The 18,097-nt window shown below is 59.3% G+C and carries 19 protein-coding genes and 1 tRNA gene; 14 read left to right on the plus strand and 6 right to left on the minus strand.

Translation table 11 applies throughout. The features are described from left to right. A partial coding sequence (locus CKO36_RS20245) for an RRXRR domain-containing protein (protein WP_338053425.1) occupies nt 1-243 on the minus strand: 243 nt, incomplete at its 3' end. A 455-nt stretch (nt 244-698) separates the two neighbouring features. On the opposite strand from CKO36_RS20245, the gene CKO36_RS05515 reads away from it, so the two are divergent. After that, nucleotides 699-1,133 (plus strand): 3D domain-containing protein, encoded by a 435-nt coding sequence (locus CKO36_RS05515; protein WP_200281652.1) that lies wholly within the window; start codon nt 699-701, stop codon nt 1,131-1,133. Between the two features lie 48 nt (nt 1,134-1,181). After that, nucleotides 1,182-1,817, plus strand: a complete 636-nt coding sequence (locus CKO36_RS05520; RefSeq protein WP_200281653.1) for an arylesterase — start codon at nt 1,182-1,184, stop codon at nt 1,815-1,817. 18 nt (nt 1,818-1,835) lie between these two features. Here CKO36_RS05520 and CKO36_RS05525 read toward each other — a convergent pair whose 3' ends face one another. From CKO36_RS05525 to hemA, 4 genes are read right to left on the minus strand one after another with little or no spacing between them, the layout of a single operon-like run. After that, on the minus strand, nt 1,836-2,144 hold the full coding sequence (locus tag CKO36_RS05525) for a hypothetical protein (protein WP_200281654.1): 309 nt from the start codon (nt 2,142-2,144) through the stop codon (nt 1,836-1,838). A gap of 47 nt (nt 2,145-2,191) precedes the next feature. Then, on the minus strand, nt 2,192-3,088 hold the full coding sequence (gene prmC / locus CKO36_RS05530; RefSeq protein WP_200281655.1) for a peptide chain release factor N(5)-glutamine methyltransferase: 897 nt from the start codon (nt 3,086-3,088) through the stop codon (nt 2,192-2,194). Further along, entirely contained in the window at nt 3,081-4,160 is a 1,080-nt protein-coding gene (prfA, locus tag CKO36_RS05535) for a peptide chain release factor 1 (RefSeq protein WP_200281656.1), read from the minus strand. The genes prmC and prfA overlap by 8 nt, the downstream gene beginning before the upstream one ends. Before the next feature lie 31 nt (nt 4,161-4,191). Next, on the minus strand, nt 4,192-5,526 hold the full coding sequence (gene hemA, locus CKO36_RS05540) for a glutamyl-tRNA reductase (RefSeq protein ID WP_242469411.1): 1,335 nt from the start codon (nt 5,524-5,526) through the stop codon (nt 4,192-4,194). Between the two features lie 354 nt (nt 5,527-5,880). Here hemA and CKO36_RS05545 point away from each other — a divergent pair, with 354 nt between their 5' ends. The 6 genes from CKO36_RS05545 to pth all read left to right on the plus strand — a co-directional run bounded on the left by CKO36_RS05545 (nt 5,881) and on the right by pth (nt 11,212). Next, nucleotides 5,881-7,818 (plus strand): tetratricopeptide repeat protein, encoded by a 1,938-nt coding sequence (locus tag CKO36_RS05545; RefSeq protein ID WP_200281657.1) that lies wholly within the window; start codon nt 5,881-5,883, stop codon nt 7,816-7,818. After that, the gene (gene ispE, locus CKO36_RS05550; RefSeq protein WP_200281658.1) at nt 7,815-8,675 is read left to right on the plus strand and encodes a 4-(cytidine 5'-diphospho)-2-C-methyl-D-erythritol kinase; all 861 of its coding nucleotides are present in this window, start codon (nt 7,815-7,817) and stop codon (nt 8,673-8,675) included. Before CKO36_RS05545 ends, ispE begins: the two co-directional genes overlap by 4 nt. Nucleotides 8,676-8,684: 9 nt before the next feature. Next, nucleotides 8,685-8,759, plus strand: a tRNA-Gln gene (locus tag CKO36_RS05555). A 99-nt stretch (nt 8,760-8,858) separates the two neighbouring features. Next, a complete protein-coding gene (locus tag CKO36_RS05560; RefSeq protein ID WP_338053428.1) occupies nt 8,859-9,812 on the plus strand; it encodes a ribose-phosphate diphosphokinase in 954 nt (317 codons plus the stop codon). A 159-nt stretch (nt 9,813-9,971) separates the two neighbouring features. Next, complete coding sequence (locus CKO36_RS05565) at nt 9,972-10,592, plus strand: 50S ribosomal protein L25/general stress protein Ctc (RefSeq protein WP_200281659.1); 621 nt, start codon at nt 9,972-9,974, stop codon at nt 10,590-10,592. Between the two features lie 29 nt (nt 10,593-10,621). After that, nucleotides 10,622-11,212: an aminoacyl-tRNA hydrolase gene (gene pth, locus CKO36_RS05570; RefSeq protein WP_200281661.1), complete on the plus strand. Its 591-nt coding sequence runs from the start codon at nt 10,622-10,624 to the stop codon at nt 11,210-11,212. On the opposite strand, the gene CKO36_RS05575 is transcribed toward pth, so the two are convergent. Then, nucleotides 11,178-12,536 carry a UDP-glucose dehydrogenase family protein gene (locus tag CKO36_RS05575; protein WP_200281663.1) on the minus strand — a complete coding sequence of 453 codons (1,359 nt, stop codon included), beginning with the start codon at nt 12,534-12,536 and terminating at the stop codon, nt 11,178-11,180. The genes pth and CKO36_RS05575 overlap by 35 nt on opposite strands. 197 nt (nt 12,537-12,733) lie before the next feature. Between CKO36_RS05575 and CKO36_RS19580 the strand changes: the two genes are divergently transcribed. The 6 genes from CKO36_RS19580 (at nt 12,734) to CKO36_RS05600 (ending at nt 17,588) form a co-directional block, all read left to right on the plus strand. Further along, the gene (locus tag CKO36_RS19580; protein WP_242469412.1) at nt 12,734-13,096 is read left to right on the plus strand and encodes a response regulator; all 363 of its coding nucleotides are present in this window, start codon (nt 12,734-12,736) and stop codon (nt 13,094-13,096) included. Next, on the plus strand, nt 13,041-13,523 hold the full coding sequence (locus tag CKO36_RS19585; protein ID WP_242469413.1) for an HD-GYP domain-containing protein: 483 nt from the start codon (nt 13,041-13,043) through the stop codon (nt 13,521-13,523). The genes CKO36_RS19580 and CKO36_RS19585 overlap by 56 nt, the downstream gene beginning before the upstream one ends. Further along, nucleotides 13,520-13,660, plus strand: a complete 141-nt coding sequence (locus CKO36_RS05585) for an ATP-binding protein (RefSeq protein WP_200281666.1) — start codon at nt 13,520-13,522, stop codon at nt 13,658-13,660. Before CKO36_RS19585 ends, CKO36_RS05585 begins: the two co-directional genes overlap by 4 nt. 251 nt (nt 13,661-13,911) lie before the next feature. Then, complete coding sequence (iscB, locus tag CKO36_RS05590; RefSeq protein ID WP_200281669.1) at nt 13,912-15,204, plus strand: RNA-guided endonuclease IscB; 1,293 nt, start codon at nt 13,912-13,914, stop codon at nt 15,202-15,204. Beyond that, a complete protein-coding gene (locus tag CKO36_RS05595; RefSeq protein ID WP_242469415.1) occupies nt 15,204-15,716 on the plus strand; it encodes an Hpt domain-containing protein in 513 nt (170 codons plus the stop codon). The genes iscB and CKO36_RS05595 overlap by 1 nt, the downstream gene beginning before the upstream one ends. A gap of 960 nt (nt 15,717-16,676) precedes the next feature. Beyond that, a complete protein-coding gene (locus tag CKO36_RS05600) occupies nt 16,677-17,588 on the plus strand; it encodes a hypothetical protein (RefSeq protein WP_200281675.1) in 912 nt (303 codons plus the stop codon). Nucleotides 17,589-18,097 lie beyond the last annotated feature (509 nt).

The raw sequence follows: 18,097 nt of genomic DNA on the forward strand, positions 1-18,097 counted from the left end.
GGTGAAGGGGTGTAGCCGCACCACCACCGCTCGCCCACGCTGGAGTAACAGCCGAGCGCGCTTCTCCGTGCACGGCATCAGCGGGTTTTTCTGTTTGTCGAGAACAAAGACAGCCATTTCAATTCCTACCCTTACGGGCCTGGTGACGGAGCCTCGCGGCTCGCTCCCCTCGGGACAGTCTGCAACCGGCTCCCGCCTCACGGCAGCGATCAGAACCTTCGGCGCTTTGCCTTTCACCCGCATGATCTTGATCTTCCAGTGTCCGGAACTGAGGAAGCATTCCGGAGTGGGTCTTGGCGACCTGTTGCAAACGCAGCGGGTTTTCACCGCTTTCCCTGGTCAACCCAGCTTGTCTTCACAAGCTCCGCCCTTCAGAGCGGGGTAGTTGACTGAGTCTATAGATAGGGCGATAAACATGAAGGACAAATGTCTGCGACTTTGCACGCGGCGAACTTGTGTCAGGGAAATCTGATCGTTGTGGGTCTCAATATCAGTGGTAGTTAATGCGCTTTAGGTGTTATAACTTCGCGTATTGACTTTAAAAGATTGGGAGAGGGTTCAAGTCCCTGCGTGCTGAAACAGACCCGGGCGTCTGGTGTGATGGCTCGAAGCCGATGGTAACGCATGATACTGGAGCCCTGCGTATTTTTATGGCAAGAGGGAAAGTCATGCATTTAACTGGCAGGAACAGGCGGGTTTTGCGGTGGGTTTCTGTGGGGCTGGCTGGTGGTATTGCGCTTGCGTTGGCGCTCACTGTGGTGCTGGTGTTGCTCAACCGCACTGATCAGCCGCAGGAGCGTCTGTCGGCGGTGGTCACCGCAACGGCCTACAATTCGGTGCCGCAGCAAACCGATGGAGATCCAAATGTAGCCGCCTGGGGCGACAGGCTCAAGCCAGGGATGAAGGTGATTGCCGTCTCGCGTGATTTGCTGAATAAGGGGTTGACTCGGGGGGTGAATGTTAAGATCGAAGGTCTGAGTGGCACCTATAAAGTTTTGGATAAGATGCACAGTCGCTGGACCGACAAGATCGATATCTACATGGGCAAGGATATCGAGGCGGCCAAGGAATGGGGTAGGCAGCAGGTGACGATTTACTGGGATAAGCCCAAGCCCAAGACCAAGACTCAATAGTCTTCTGTTCGCGCGTGATGGGATGTTGAGGTGAAGCAGGGGGTCATCATGTACAAAACTCTGGGATTGCGCAGGCTTGTGAGCGTCTGCGTATTGTTGTTGCTGTTGTTGTTGGTGGCTTGCAGCGAGCAGGCCGCGCTCAGTCCGCTGCCGTCCGATGGGATTATTCTCGCCTTTGGCGACAGCCTGACCGAAGGTGTGGGCGCCGCCGATGGGCAAGGGTATCCCGAGGTGCTGGCGCGCATGTCCGGTCATCGGGTGATTAACGCGGGCCTTTCCGGTGAGGAAAGCGATGCCGGTCTGGCGCGCTTGCCGGATGTGCTTGCCAGTGCGCAGCCGGATCTGGTGATTCTGGGCCACGGTGGCAATGATTTTCTGCACCAACGCGATGCATCCCAGACCAAAGCCAACCTGGCGCGCATGATTACCTTGGTCCGCGAGCAGGGGCGTGCGGTGGTGATGCTGGGCATTCCGCGACCGGGGCTCTTTGTGCGGATGCATCCGCTGTATGAAGAACTGGCCGGTGAGATGCAGGTCCCGCTGCTGGCGAATGCCATCCCCGAAATTCTTGCGGATAAAACGCTCAAGTCTGATCCGATTCACCCCAATGCCCAAGGGTATCAACGCCTGGCGCAGGCCATTCAGCAGCTGTTGCAGAAGACCGGGGCGCTGCCGGCTGACTGAGCACTTTGGCGGCACGGATTATTCATCGTCGGTGTAAATTTCAGCTTTCCAGCCAAGCTGGCGAGCTTGGGCGACGGCGGCGGCGAAGATGCGCTGATGGCGCTCGCGTAACTCATCAGGCAGGCGCGAGGCCAGGTGTCCGTAGGGCCGCCAGGCGTCGCTGACTTGGTCGTAGAGCAACTGGATGCGATCCAGCGACCAGCCAGCGCAGCTTTCATCTTCCGCAATCAAGCCAAACACCTGCGCATCGCGCACAATGGTGCCGGTGGGCGTCATGCCGCCGTAGGTATCCTGTTCGAGTCCAATATAGGTTTTGTGACGTGACATGCGTGCGGCCTCGGTGCCTTGGGTATGGGCGATTTGGGGGCGAAATATTACGCTGGATGCCGGGCGCTGGTGAAGCGCTCATGGCCGGACAGATCGCGGTGGGTGGCGATGGCCGTGAGGCCAGCGGTGGCCAGCAGGGTGCGGACGGCGGCGCCTTGATCCCATCCGTGTTCGATGGCAGTCTGTCCACCGGGGGCCAGGTGACGCGGCAGCGCAGCGGCGATGTGGCGGATGGCGCTGAGGCCGTCGGCACCGGCGGCCAGTGCAGCGGCTGGCTCGAAGCGCAGATCTCCCTGGCGCAGGTGCGGATCACCCGCAGCGACATAGGGCGGATTGGCCAGGATCAGATCCAGGCTCTGCGCGGCGATAGGGTCCAACCAGTCACTTTGCATCAGAACGACTGACTCGGCGCCGAGTTGCTGGCGATTGGCGGCGGCGATGGCCAGGGCAGCAGCGGAACGATCCAGTGCCAGCAGCGGCCAGTGGGGGCGCTCCAAGGCGATGGCAATGGCGATGGCGCCGCTGCCGGTGCCGAGATCGGCACAACGGATGACGGCGTCAGGCGGATGTTGCGCCAGGGCCCAGTCGATGAGGAGTTCGGTTTCTGGGCGCGGAATCAGGGTGGCAGGACTGACGCGCAGGGGCAAACCACGAAATTCGCGCTCACCAAGGATATAGGCAATGGGTTCGCCGGCGCAGCGGCGTTGGATCATTTGCTCAAAGCGGCTTTGTTTGGCCAAGTTGAGCCGGCGCTCAGGCCAGGCGATGATCTCAGTGCGACTCAGCTGGGCGGCCGTACCAAGCAATAGTTCGGCTTCCAGGCGTGATTCGGCGTGGGACTGCTGCGGGTGGGTCCGGGTCTGAAGCTGCTGTTTGGCCCAGTGCAGCAAAGCATCGATACGCTGCGGGGTGTCAATGTGCTGCGGAGCGCGCGGGTCAGTCATCCATCATGGCCGCAAGACGGTCGGCCTGATCCTCCTGGCGCAGCGGCGCGATGACCTGATCCAGGGACCCCAGCATGATTTCATCAAGCTTATACAGGGTGAGGTTGACGCGATGATCGGTCAGGCGGTTCTGCGGGAAGTTGTAGGTGCGGATGCGCTCGGAGCGGTCGCCACTGCCAACCTGCACGCGCCGCGATTCGCTGCGCTCGGCGGCCAGGGTGGTTTGCGCCTGATCAAGCAGCCGCGCCTGGAGCAATGACAGGGCGCGGGCACGGTTTTTGTGCTGCGAGCGCTCATCCTGACATTCCACCACAATGCCGCTGGGCAGATGGGTGATGCGCACGGCAGAGTCGGTTTTATTGACATGCTGACCACCGGCCCCGGAGGCGCGATAGGTATCGACGCGCAGGTCGCCGCTGGCGATGGTGGTTTCCTCGACGGCTTCGGGTTCCGGGAGGATGGCGACGGTGCAGGCGGAGGTATGCACGCGGCCCTGGGACTCGGTCTCGGGGACGCGTTGCACGCGATGAGTGCCAGCCTCGAATTTCAGCTGGGCGTAGACCTCTTTGCCACTGATGCGCAGGACGATTTCCTTATAGCCGCCCAACTCGCCCTCGCTGGCGCTGATGGTCTCGCTGCGCCAGCCCTGTTGTTCGGCAAAGCGCAGGTACATCCGGGTGAGATCGGCGGCGAAGAGCGCAGCCTCAGCGCCACCGGTGCCGGCGCGCACTTCCAGATAAACATTGCGCTGATCGTTGGGGTCCGGTGGCAGCAGCAGGCGCTGGAGTTCCGGTTCCAGGGCTTCGCGCTCGGCCCGCGCTGTGGCGATGTCCTCACGGGCCAGATCAGCCATTTCCGCATCAGCCAGCATGTCCTCAGCACTGGCAATGCGGGTTTCATTGGCGCAATAACGGTTGTAACAGTCGATCAGGGGTTCAAGCTGCGCATATTCACGCCCGAGATCGCGGAATTGCTTCTGATCGTCCTGGGTTGCAGGATCGGCCAGCAGGGCGGTGATTTCGCCAAAGCGCTCGGCAAGACGTTCGAGCTTGGCGCGCAGGGAGTCATTCATGGTGCGCAGTCAACACCCGTTGGGCGACCGATTAGCGTGCGCCGCCAGCGGCTGCGCGGGTGGCGACTTCGTCCGGACAGCAGGTGGTGTCTGGCGTGGTGTCGCCGATGTTCTGACCAAGGGCAAAGAGGCGGTTGGCGGCTTCGAGCAGTTCTGACTGGCCCTCGCGGCCGGCGTGGCGCAGGCGTACGCTGGGGGTGTGGAGGATTTTGTTGGTCAGGGTATGGGCGAGCTGGCAGACGACATCTTCGGCCGGTTTGCCGGCGGCGAGCTGCTTGAGCGCGCGGGCGACGGTTTCGTCCCGCACACTTTCGGCGCGGCGGCGGTAGTCCTGGATGAGGGTGACGGCATCAAGGGAGCGCAACCAAGCCATGAATTCATCGGTGTGCAGGTCAATGATTTCCAGCGCTTGTGCGGCGGCCTGGTGGCGCGAGCGCATGCCTTCATCAACCACGCCTTGCAAGTCATCGACAGTGTAGAGGTAAACGTCGTTGAGATCTCCGACCTCGGGTTCGATGTCGCGCGGGACGGCAATATCGACCATGAACATTGGACGGTGCTTGCGGATTTTCAGCGCGCGCTCTACGGCGCCCTTGCCCAGCACTGGCAGAGGGCTGGCGGTGGAGGAGACCACAATGTCTGCTTCGGGCAGGTGGTTGACCAGTTCGGTCAGCGCAATGGCGTAGCCATCGAACTGTGAGGCGACCAGATGGGCGCGCTCGACAGTACGGTTGGCGACCACGATGCGTCCAATGCCATGCTGATGCAGGTGACGGGCGGCCAGTTCGATGGTTTCACCGGCGCCGATCAACAGGGCGGTCTGGGAGGACAGATCGCTGAAGATTTGTCGGGCTAGACTGACGGCGGCGAAGGCAACCGAGACCGGACTGCTGCCGATGGCGGTGTCGGTGCGCACCTGCTTGGCGACCGAGAAGCAGTGCTGAAACAGGCGCCCGAGCAGGCGTCCGGGGGCGCCGCTGTCGCAGGCGGTCTGGAAGGCTTGCTTCACCTGACCGAGAATCTGCGGTTCGCCCAGCACCATGGAATCCAGACCGCTGGCAACTTTCAGCAGGTGCTGAATGGCTTCGCGATCCTGATATAGGTACAGGTGCGGTGCGATCAACTGTGGATCGACGCCATGGAAACGTCCGAGCCAATCGCGGATTTGCGCGGTGCTCGCTTGCGGTTCCAGCGCGCAGTAAACCTCGGTGCGGTTGCAGGTGGAGAGGATGACGCCCTCGGTAGCGGCGGTGTGGTCGGTCAGGCTGCGCAGCGCACCGACGATGACATCGGGTCCGAAGGTCAGACGTTCGCGGATGTCGACCGGGGCGGTTTTGTGATTCAGGCCAAGGGTGAGCAGGCTCATGCGCTTTAATCAAGGCGGAAAGGTTTAAATTGGCTGGTTAAGGTAACAGATTTTACCGTCAATGTGACAGAGGGATGTGGATCAAATGACCAGAATTCGGGTCAAAGGCGCCCATGGAGCTGTGGGCTCAACGCCACAGCTCAGTCGATGTGGGGTCGGTTTTCCGGTGGCTCGCATCTGGCAGCGGCTCGCGTATACTGCCAAGCTAACACGAGCGAAGCCGGTTCAGCCGCCGAACAGGCAAGAGGAACCACCCCGGCTCTGGGGCTTGGGCTGGGCGTCGCACGCGCTCCCAACCAAGCACAAATCAATGCAAGGCATCCGATGTGATGCGGTTTTTTGGAACAGAACACTATGTCGAATGCTACGACGCCCAAGAGGCAAGGCTTGACCGAGTCCGGGTCTATCCGCAACCTGGGGTGGCTGTTGCTGCTGTTGTTGCTAGTGCTGATGCTGGGACGGCAAACACCACCGGCGGTTCACTCGGGTCCGAGGGGGGCGGGGGCTGAACCTGCGCCTGAGGCGTCTCCTGCCGTGCCGGAGGCTGCGGAAGTGGCCACGCCACAGCCGGCGCCTTCGGCACCGAAGGTGCTGGCGGCGGAACCCGTCGCTGGTCTGGACGATGCCGCTACCGGGAACCCGGAGGCCTTGGCGCCCAAGACCGAGGTCGCTCTCGATGCCGATCTGCTCTATGACATCCTGGCCGCCGAGATTTCTTTGCAGCGGGATCAGCCTCAGGAGGCCTATCCATACTATATGGCCGCCGCGCGGCGTGCTTCTGATCCGGCGCTGGCGGAGCGTGCCACCCGGGCCGCTATTGCCGCGCATGCGCAAACCCAGGCCGAGGAGGCTGCCGCTTTCTGGGTGGAGCTGGCCCCCGATTCCCTGCAAGCGCGTCAGGTTGCCGCCTATGTGGCGCTTGAGAAGAGTCAGACGCAAGGGCAGGTGGCGCTGGCGTTGCCTTATCTGCGTGCGGTGATGGAACACTCGCCGCAGCGGCGTCAGGGCTATCTGCATTGTGCTCGTCTGGTGGCGCGTCTGGATGATCCGCTGGCGCGGCTGGAGCTGATGGGGGCCTTAATTGATGAGTATGGCGAGGATCCGGATGCCTTGCTGGCAATGGCTGGTTTGGCGGCTGGCGCGGAGCGTATCGAGCTGGCGCATGACTATGCCGTCCGTGCCGCTGCCCAGCGCCCGGCCTGGAATCGTCCGCCGCTGTTTCTGGTGCAGCTGCTGGTCAATGCCGGGCGTGCCGAGGACGCCATTGTTGAGCTGGAGCGCTATTTTTCCAAGGGCTTCGATGATCTTGAGTTGCGCACGCTCTATGCCCAGCTGCTGATTGAAACGGAGGATTATCAGGGCGCGCGCGAGGCCTTTGCCACCCTGCTGGAATCCCATCCACAGATGCCGGGGGTGTTGTTTGCCGCTGGTGTGCTGTCGCTGCAACTGAAAGACTATGCCGCCGCGCGTGATTATCTGCTGCGTCTGCGCGAGACCGGCGAGCGCAAGCAGGATGCTGCTTTTATGCTCGGTGAGGTCGAGGAAACCGCCGGGCAGCTGGAGGCGGCACGTGACTGGTATGCGCAGGTGCGTGGTGACAAGGAACTGGATGCACAGATTCGCCTCGCCAGTGTGGAGGCGCGTCTGGGACAGGTCAGTCGCACCCGCGAGCGGTTGCAGCAGTTGCGTGATCGCTTCCCGGAGCAGCAGGCGACGCTCTATCTGATCGAAGGTGAAATCCTGCGCGAGGCCGATCAGGCCCCGGCGGCGATGGCGCTCTATGATCAGGCGCTGGAGCACTTCGGCAAGAATACCGATCTACTCTATGCACGGGCGCTGCTGGCGGCTAAGTTGAACCAGATTGACGTGCTGGAGCGCGATCTGCGTCAGGTGCTGAGCATCAATCCTGATCACGCCGATGCGCTCAATGCGCTGGGCTACACCCTGGCCGATCAGACTGATCGTCTGGAAGAGGCGCAACAGTTCATCGCCCGTGCGCTGGAGCTGGAGCCTGAGCAACCGGCGATTCTCGACAGCATGGGCTGGCTGCTGTATCGCATGGGTAAGCCCCAAGAGGCCGAGAGCTATTTGCGCAAGGCACTTGATGAGCTCTCAGATGGCGAAATTGCCGCGCATCTGGGCGAGGTGCTTTGGGCACTGGGCCGGCGCGAGGAAGCCCAGGAAGTGTGGCAGCAGGCGCTGGATGAGTATCCGGATCATGACTATCTGCGCCGCGTCATCGAGCGCCATCCGATCTCTTTGGCGCCAACTACCATGGGAGCCGGCTCATGACCTTTGGACTGCATCCAGCGCCAGCCGCCGATGGCGCCTGGCTGGCGCCAGCGAAGCTGAATCTGACCTTGCGCGTGCTGGGGCGCCGTGCGGATGGCTATCATCAGTTGCAAAGTGTTTTTCAGTTTTTGGACTATTGTGATCGTCTGTTCATCGAACCGCAGGATGACGGGCGCATTCGGCGTCTGAGCGGGGCACCAGAAGTGCCGGAGGAGCAGGACTTGGTGGTGCGGGCGGCGCGCCTGCTGCAGCGGCATACCGGGTGTCCGCGTGGTGCGGAGATTCGTGTCGAGAAGCATCTGCCACTCGGCGGTGGTCTAGGGGGCGGCAGCTCGGATGCGGCCACTACGCTGCATGCGCTGAATCAGCTATGGGCGCTGGGGCTTGATGTTGATCAACTAGCCGCGCTGGGGCTGGAATTGGGGGCCGATGTGCCGGTGTTCGTCCGCGCTCAGGCGGCTTGGGCCGAGGGGGTTGGGGAGCAACTGGAGCCGGTCGAGCTGCCGGAACCCTGGTATCTGGTGCTGGTGCCCCCCTGCCAGGTCTCCACGGCGGCGGTTTTTGCTGATCCGGATTTGACAAGGGACTCTCCACCAATCAAAATAGCGGGCTTCGTTGAGGGCGATGATCGCAACGACTGCCTAGCGGTGGTGTTGGGTCGCTATCAACCAGTGGCTGAGGCGTTCGAGTGGCTTGCCGCTCGTGCCAAGGCGCGGCTGACCGGAACCGGTGCTTGCTTGTTTGCGGCCTGTGCGGATCGCTCGCAGGCCGAGCAGCTCAGAGCCGCAGCGCCGAGCCTCTGGTCGCCTTTTATCGCACAGGGCTGTAATTGCTCACCCCTGATGCGAAATGTTTGATCAATCCTTTGGGGTGTCGCCAAGTGGTAAGGCACTGGGTTTTGATCCCAGCATTCCCAGGTTCGAATCCTGGCACCCCAGCCAATTTTCATTAGCCAGGTTATCCCGCTAGGGCAAGGCACCATCCGGTGTTATTAACCCGGTGTTATTAACGAGGTGTCATTGCAAACGCGAGGCGAGTCCGTGCCGGCCAGCCAGATGATGGTGTTTTCCGGCAATGCCAATTTGTCGTTGTCGGTTGAAATCGCCGCCCACCTGAATATTCCACTCGGCAAAGCCGTGGTGGGGCAGTTCAGCGATGGTGAGGTGATGACCGAGATCCAGGAAAATGTTCGCGGTCGCGACGTCTTTGTCGTGCAGCCCACCTGTGCGCCGACCAACGACAACCTGCTGGAACTGTTGGTGATGATCGATGCGTTGCGCTGGGCTTCGGCCAAGCGCATTACGGCGGTAATCCCTTACTACGGCTATGCCCGTCAGGATCGGCGTCCGCGTTCAGCGCGGGTGCCCATCACGGCACGGCTGGTGGCAAAAATGATCGGCTCGGCAGGGGCGGATCGCGTGCTGACGGTCGATCTACACGCCGATCAGATCCAGGGGTTTTTCGATATTCCGGTCGATAACGTCTATGCCTCACCACTTCTGTTGGGGGACATCTGGCGGCGCAAATATCCCAACCTGATCGTTGTCTCACCCGATGTGGGCGGGGTGGTACGCGCGCGCGCGATGGCCAAGCGGCTTGATGATGCCGATCTGGCCATCATCGACAAACGCCGCCCGCGTGCCAATGAGGCACGGGTGATGAACATCATCGGCGATGTGCACGGGCGCTCCTGTGTGCTGGTCGATGATCTGGTCGATACCGCCGGCACCCTGTGCCAGGCCGCAGCGGCGCTGAAAGAGCAGGGCGCGGCCATGGTTGCGGCTTATTGCACGCATCCGGTGCTGTCCGGAGCGGCGGTTAATAATATCAAGGCCTCGCAACTCGATGAACTGGTGGTGACCAATACACTGCCGCTGACGCCAGAGGCGCAGGCATGTGACAAAATTCGCCAGCTCAGTATTGGGGAATTGATGGCCGAGACCATGCGCCGGGTCTCAAACGAAGAATCTGTCAGTTCACTCTTTGTCGATTGATGGCGTTTGGTTGACGCGCCTGAACTGAGCGTTGCGGCGCTTTATGTTGCGGCGTTCCAGGCACAAATTTTGGCCGTGCTCGCTTGGCGGGCGCGGTTTTTTTGGTTCCGTCAGTCGCCTGGTCGCGGGCCGCTGACGGCTGAGTAACGGAGTGAATCCATGAGCGAAACATTGCATATCAGTGCACAGGCGCGTACTGACGCGGGGAAGGGTGCGAGCCGCCGTCTGCGTCGCCAGGGCCAGGTACCGGGCATTCTCTACGGGGGCGACAAGGCACCGCAGATGTTCATGATGCCGCATAGCGAGTTGGTCAAACATGTGGCGCAGGAGTCGTTTTACTCCACCCTGCTTGATCTGAATCTGGAGGGTGAGTCGATCCAGGTGGTGCTGAAAGACTTGCAGCGCCATCCGGCCAAGCCGTTTCTCCTGCATGTGGATTTTCAGCGTGTCAGCCGGGGTGAGAAGCTGCGCATGACGGTGCCGATCCACTTTGAAAACGAGGCGGCCTGCAAGGGTATCAAGCTCGGCGGTCAGGCTTCGCACAATCTGACCGAACTCGATATTCACTGCCTGCCGCAGGATCTGCCCGAGTACATCGTCATCGACATGGCGGACATGGAGTTGGGGCAGACCTTGCATGTCGCGGATATCCAGCTGCCGGAAGGTGTCGAGCTCGATACCAGCGTCGATCTCGATGCTCCCGTGGTGGTGGTGCATACGACCCACTCCACAGCCGATGATGATGACAGCGCGGCTGAGGAAGGCGCCGAGGACGCGTGATCGAGCGAGTGCATTGAGCTATCAAGCCAATGAGTACCGAAGGCATCAGCCTGATCGTCGGGCTGGGGAATCCGGGGCGCGACTATGAAGAAACCCGGCATAATGCCGGGTTTTGGTGTGTCGAGCGCATCGCCGAGATGCACGGCGGGCGCTTTCATCCGGAGTCGAAGTTTTTCGGTGAACTCTGTCGCGTCTCCATCCATGGACAGGATCTGCGGCTGCTGAAGCCGACCACCTTTATGAATCACAGCGGGCGCAGCCTGGCTGCTGTGGCACGTTATTTTAATATCCCACCTGCGCAAATTTTGCTCGCCTATGATGAGCTGGATCTGCCACCAGGGCAGATGCGGCTGAAATTCGGCGGCGGACATGCCGGGCACAATGGTATGCGCGATAGCATCCAGGCGCTTGGCAGCCGCGATTTCTGGCGGTTGCGTATTGGTATCGGGCATCCCGGGCACAAGGAGCAGGTGGTTGGCTATGTGCTGAGCCGCCCGTCACGGGCGGATCGTGAGGCCATTGAGCACAGCTATGACCAGAGTCTAGCGGTGCTCAATGAGATTGTCACCGGGCGTATGCAGCGGGCTATGAACCATTTACATCGCAAGCCCGAGCCGTGATGGGCTGGCGGCCAATGGAGACATAGTCGAGGCCGGCCTGGCTGATGTGCACCGGATCGAAAATGTTGCGGCCGTCAAAAATCACCGCTGACCCCAAGGCGGCGCGGATAGCAGCAAAATCCGGGCTGCGGAACTGGTTCCATTCTGTCAGGATAACCAGCGCGTCGGCACCTTCCAATGCGTTCATGGGCTCATCACTGAGCACCAGATCGGCGCGCTCCCCATAAATGCGCCGGGTTTCCTCCATGGCCACTGGATCAAAGGCCTGCACTTGGGCGCCAGCGTTCCACAGATGTTCCATCAGGCGGCGGCTGGAGGCCTCGCGCATATCATCGGTGTTGGGTTTGAAGGCCAGCCCCCAGAGGGCGAACACCCGGCCGCTGAGATCACCATCGAAGTAGGTGCTGATTTTTTCAAAGAGCACATCTTTTTGTCGGTGGTTCACCGCCTCGACCGATTGCAGCAAGGGTGCCGGAACGCCGATATCGGCGGCGGTGCGCTCCAGGGCGCGCACATCCTTGGGAAAACAGGAGCCGCCATAGCCGCAACCGGGGTAAATGAACTGATAGCCGATGCGCGGATCCGAGCCGATGCCGACCCGCACCCGTTCGATGTCAGCACCAACGGCTTCAGCGATGTTGGACAGCTCATTCATAAAGCTGATTTTGGTCGCGAGCATGGCGTTGGCGGCGTACTTGGTTAGTTCGGCCGAGCGTACATCCATTACCAGCAGGCGGTCGCGGTTGCGATTAAAAGGGGCGTAGAGTGCGCGCAGCAGCTCGCCTGTGCGCGGGTTGTCGGTGCCGACGATGATGCGATCCGGGCGCATAAAGTCTTCAATGGCGGCGCCTTCCTTAAGAAATTCCGGATTGGAAACCACATCAAACTCAAGATTCGCCCCGCGCGCCTGTAAGCGCTCGCGGATGCGAGCGGCGACACGATCAGCGGTTTTGACCGGGACGGTGGACTTGTTGACGACGATGCGATACTCGGTCAGATGCTGGCCGATGATGTCAGCGACTGAGAGCACATGCGAGAGATCCGCCGAGCCGTCTTCATCGGGGGGCGTGCCAACGGCGATGAACTGAAATAAGCCATGTGCGATGCCGGCGGCCGCATCGGTGGTGAAGGACAACCGCCCGGTTTGGCGGTTTTGTTCAATCAGCCGGTCCAGGCCCGGCTCGTAGATGGGCACGCCCCCGCTGTTGAGTAGGTCAATTTTGCGTTGATCGATATCGACACAGAGTACGTCGTTGCCGACTTCTGCCAGGCAGGCGCCAGTGACTAGGCCGACGTAGCCGCTTCCGAAAATGGTAATATCCATGGAGGTTATGATCCTCGTTGACGAAGGGCCGGTATCTGTTGGACTCTGTACCAATGCATCCGGTCGCCGGCCGCCGCCCGTGGGTGTCAGGGTGTAGCTGAGATTGAGCTCTCAGTTTGGCTGTAAGATGGCACGCCTGATTTTATACTGTCGCACGAGGCTTGTGCATCCCGCGTTCGACACCAGGGCAAGACCCTATGACTCAGCCGCTTATTCTCATCGTTGATGACCAGCCGGCGAATCTGATTGCCATGCGTCAGGTGCTCGGAGACACCTATCGGCTGTTGTTTGCCAGCCATGGCACCGAGGCGCTTATCGCGGCGGTCAAGTGTCGCCCAGCGTTAATTCTGCTCGATATCCAGATGCCGGACATGGACGGTTATGCGGTCTGCTCCCATCTCAAGGCTGATCCATCAACTGCCTCGATCCCGGTGATCTTTGTCACCGGACTTGCCGATACTGGCAACGAGGCGGCCGGATTCGCCGCCGGTGCAAATCTCCCGGTTGCAACAAAGCAACCTCGATGCGATCTCGATGCTGGGCGAGGCGGGGTACTATAACGACACCGACACCGGTGTGCATATCTGGCGCATGGCCAGCTATGCCAAGGAGTTGGCGATCGCTTGTGGCTGGGATGCGGCCGCCTGCGAGGCGCTCGAACAGGCCGCGCCCATGCACGATATGGGCAAGGTTGGCATCCCCACCGAGATCCTGCGCAAGCCGGGGAAGTTGAACGCCCAAGAATGGGAAATCATGAAGACCCATACGCGCATTGGTTACGACATTCTGCGCAAGAGCGATGCTTCGGTGTTTCAATTGGCCGCTGAGATCGCGCTGCGTCATCACGAGCGCTGGGATGGCAGCGGCTATCCCGACGGGTTGCTTGGTGAACCGCCCGGGATAAGGCGCTCGAACTGGTCATTGTGCCGCCCTTGTGCAGCGATTGGTTGCTGCGTGGCGATGCGCTGCACCTCGGCCAGATTTTGATTAACCCCACTGGCAACGCGATTAAATTTACCGATGCCGGCTGGGTCGAAGTACGCATTGATGCGCATCTCGATGCGCAGACCTCGCACCCCGACGCGGTTCAACTGCGCTTTGCCGTGTGTGACACCCCTCGCTAAAACCTACTCTTTATCTAAGCTGAGCTGATGTTTTCTAAAGAGTCAGTGAGGGTGCAGACCGAGCAATCCACACGGGTGGTGAGCGACGTTGGGAAGGTCACGAAATGCAACTGTGAACGCCAGCGGTTGCCGCTTTCGACAAGGCGTAAGGAAGGAGTAAGTGGGTTGAGTAGCTCCAGTCTCCTTGTCATGACAAGCCTTCTCAACTTGGTCGAGGCAAACGTAACCCCTTCACGGGAGATGATTCAGAAATGAACACGAATTTCGTTTTCGTGCTGGATGCAGACCAACGGCCTTTGTCGCCCTGTCATCCAGCACGAGCAAGAGCACTGTTACGCAAAGGCAAAGCCGCTGTGTTTCGCCGCTATCCTTTCACCATCATCCTCCAACGCGCGATTCCTGATGCAACCCCCACCACTTGCCGGGTAAAACTCGATCCAGGTGCAAAGACCACGGGCCTTGCCCTGGTGCAAGGCGAGAAGGTGATTTGGGGCGGAGAACTTCACCATCGCGGGCATCAGATCAAGGAGCGCCTTGCATCGCGGGCTGCGCTGCGCCGAGGGCGCAGGAACCGGCTGCGCTATCGCAAACCCAGTTATCGCACCAGAGCACAGATCAACAACGCCAAGGCAACCTACGCCCGCAAGCGTGCGGCGGGCTGGTTACCGCCGAGTCTTCAGCACCGCATCGACACCACCATGACCTGGGTGAACCGGCTGATGCGTTACGCCCCTGTCGGTGAACTCACTCAGGAACTGGTGCGCTTCGACCTGCAGAAGATGGACAACCCCGAGATCAGCGGCGTGGAATACCAGCAAGGCGAGTTAGCCGGGTACGAACTCAAGGAATACCTGCTGCAAAAATGGGGCAGGACATGCGCCTACTGCGGCAAAGCAAACATCCCGCTGGAAGTGGAGCACATCCATCCCAGATCAAAGGGCGGTACGGATCGGGCGGCCAACTTGGCGCTGGCCTGCGTGCCGTGCAACCAAAAGAAAGGCAACCGCCCGATTGAGGAGTTTCTGAAAAAGAAGCCAGAGGTTCTCAAGCGCGTCCTCGCCCAGGCGAAACGCCCGTTGAAGGACGCGGCCGCAGTGAACGCCACGCGGTGGGCGCTGTTTCATCGGCTGAACGCCACCGGCCTACCGGTCACGGTCGGTACCGGCGGGCAAACCAAGTTCAACCGTACGCGGTTCGGTATCGACAAAGCCCACTGGAAGGACGCCGCTTGCATTGGTGACATGACCGCCATCGCGTTCGCCACGGACACTGCGCTGGCCATCACCTGCAAAGGCCAAGGCGGGCGCCAGAAGGCGGTTGTGGATCGGTACGGCTACCCGAAGCAGCACCGGCCATTGAAGCCAATCCACGGGTGGCGGTCGGGCGATATTGCCCGGTGCAACGGTCAGGTCGGGCGCATTAGCCCTAGGCAGACAGGCTCTTTTGAGCTGCGCCCTTTCTCTGGCGGCAAGCCCTTCTCCAGGCCAGTGCGTCACTTTGAACGGTTGCATCGCAATGACGGTTACCAGTACAAGATTGGATGATGTTTATACAGAAAAGAAGAGATATTTCGCAACAGTTACGAACCGCTACAGGTCGCCGCCTTGCTCATGCCATCCAGGGGGTGGCTGGTAATCTGGGACTCGATGCTGTGGCCGCGTGCGCGGCAGAATTGGAACGGCGGTGTGTCGCGGGAGCCGATACCAACGCCCGCCTGGAAGCCGCAGCGTCGCTGCAAGCCGCGCTTGAAACCGCCCTGGATTCCATCACTCGTTATGCCGGGCAAACGCCGCCGACCCCAAAGTCAATGCTCCCGACCGCTCCACCCAGCCAAGGCGATCTTGCGCAGATTGCCACGCTGCTTCGTTCCGCGTACACCGCCTTTGCAGACTTTGAACCCATCCGGGCGGAATCGCCGATGCGTGAACTTGCGGGCAGGCTGTCTGATGAGTCGCTGGCTCCGTTGCACCAAGCGCTCGAGAACCTCGATTCGAGCGGTGGCGCCCGGGCCGCCTGCGTGCTGGCCGAGCAGCTAGGCATTTCGCTTGAGGACTAGGCTGCGCCTGGAATCCTAATGCGTGTCCCAGCCTGACCAACTGGCAATGGCACGCCCGAGCCCATGTCCGCGCGCACTATCCCCAAGGTGAGCACATTTCCCAGCGCTGTCGCCTGCTGGGCATTGACCCCAGCGCCGAGCAAATTCGCGCGCGCTGCGAGCAAGCCGCCGTCAGCACGGTGCCGGTGAACCTCAAACAATCGTAGTGAAGGGTTGATAGTTTCTGGCTACGCGCAACGCACCCGAGCGCGGGTGCGAGAGATCCGCCCGATGTCCGCCCATCTCCAGTCAGTCAAAGGCAAGAGAGATTGCTGAGACTGCATCCACAAAAATTGCTGGCAGTGATTAACGGGTTGAGCTATGCTTAAGTGGCATTTAACACCGAAGCGATAGCTGCTACGATGCTAGATTTCAATAGCAGAGTCCCGACTGTTTCCCTGCGCCATGCGGCCAATTATGAGTGTGCAAGGGCCGTTGTCGGTCTAGTTCCGTTGGATTGCTGAGGGAGGGTGCGCTCGGAAGGCGGGTTGATGTACTCCGGTGCGCGAAAACCATTTGACCGATGCCGAGGGTTCGGTGTGCGAGACGGATTCTATGTTCTTGGTGTTAGACAGATTCTGCCTAACACAAATAACATGAGAGGGCACCATTCTAGGAGGCTGTCCGACTTACCAAATTGATGCTTGTAACTGACTGTTTCCATTGATGGGTTGTTTTTGCAACGAAGCTAACATAATTCATTGAACTCAAAGAGAAACAATAGGTTACATGATCAAGAAATCGCAAGTCAAACAGGCTCCTAGTTGCCGCAGGTACTGCTGCACTTGCATCAGTGTTGGTTTTTTGTAAATAGCTAATTCGACAACATAACTTCCCGGGTTTTATTTTCCAAGCAACACGCATGGAAAATGGTAATGACCACAGCAGAAGCGTCGTATGTAAAGACGGAGGCTAGAGAAAATGAAATTGATCACTCTTATTGTTGGCTTTGCTCTTAATCTAGTTTGCATGGATCTCTTCGCGAGTGACCCGTCTAACGTATATAGATTTTGGAGCGATACACTTGCTACCCATTTTTATACTATCAATGAGGAAGAGCGAGATTCTATTCAGAGCCAAATGGGTGAGACTTGGACGTATGAAGGTCCAGCATGGGCAGCGTTGGCTAACGACAATTATGACGGAGCGCTTCCGGTGTATCGTTTTTGGAGAGAGGGTGCGGGTCCGCACTTCTACACTATAAGCGAGGATGAAAAAAACTTCATTATCGATAACTTCCCGGAGTGGAAATATGAAAGGGTTGCGTACTATGCCTACGCAACCGAACTCCAGGACACTATTCCAGTTTATAGATTTTGGAACGAATACAAACAAACCCATTTCTATACAGCAGACGAGCATGAAAAGAATATATTGACCGAAAATACCCAGGGTTGGCAGTACGAAACAATTGCGTGGTATGCGTATCCCAGAGATTTTACTGAGCCGGAGCATGTTCGCTTGTTTGCCGCCGCCGGCGACGATTGGCAGGAAGTTCGCATCCCAAATATCTGCCAGAAGCCGAATTGTTCTAAGACACAGGTCAAGGGCAATTTGCTTGAGGAATCAATTAAATTATCGACTTACAAACTGATCGCGGGCATCGAGCCTGTGGAGATCACTGAGTCGAGTGTCACTGCTAGCCAGCCTGGATTTTCGGGTTTTATTACCGGTATCGACCGAGGTACCGTATTGGCTCCAGGTGAGGAAAGAGTATTCTCTCTACATGCGTACAATACTAACGGCGCTGAAATTACGCTTACGTTCCAGGTGAGTGCCCGGAATCTGGGTAATTTACTGATTGATAACTACACAGTTGTGACTCAGCGGTGAATCCAACGGACAGCAATCGCGTCAACCTCTCTTGATTACGAAATCGGATATACTAAGTCCGTCCGATGATTTCGCCCCCTTCACCGCTGGCCAGTCGCCAGCGGTGTCGATGCGGCTGGGAACGGAAGGGAGTCCGGTCTCGCGACTAGGATGTGTTCTGAATCCCGAGTTTATGCGTGAAGTCCTTTTTTCAGCCGAGTCAGGGCAAGAGGTCTCAAGACGGCGAAGATCTCCCGTGCAACCGGTTCGCGCAGGCGCGAACTCTTTATCTTCGCGAAAGCCGATGTCCAGACTCCAGTGAACCTCGTTCTCGATCCCCCAATGGCCGCGCGGCTTTGGCACAAGTTTCAGCGTTGATGCCAAAGCTACCGATGTAGTAGCGTGTCTCTTGTGTAATCTTGTCGTTGCAGGTGCGCTCACTTTGCACCATTCCGATCATGTTCATCCCCTTCCAGCCTTCGCTGTGTGGCACCGCGCCCACCATTACAATGCTTCGCTGCTAGTGAATC

This window comes from Rhabdochromatium marinum, assembly GCF_016583795.1.
GTDB lineage: Bacteria > Pseudomonadota > Gammaproteobacteria > Chromatiales > Chromatiaceae > Rhabdochromatium > Rhabdochromatium marinum.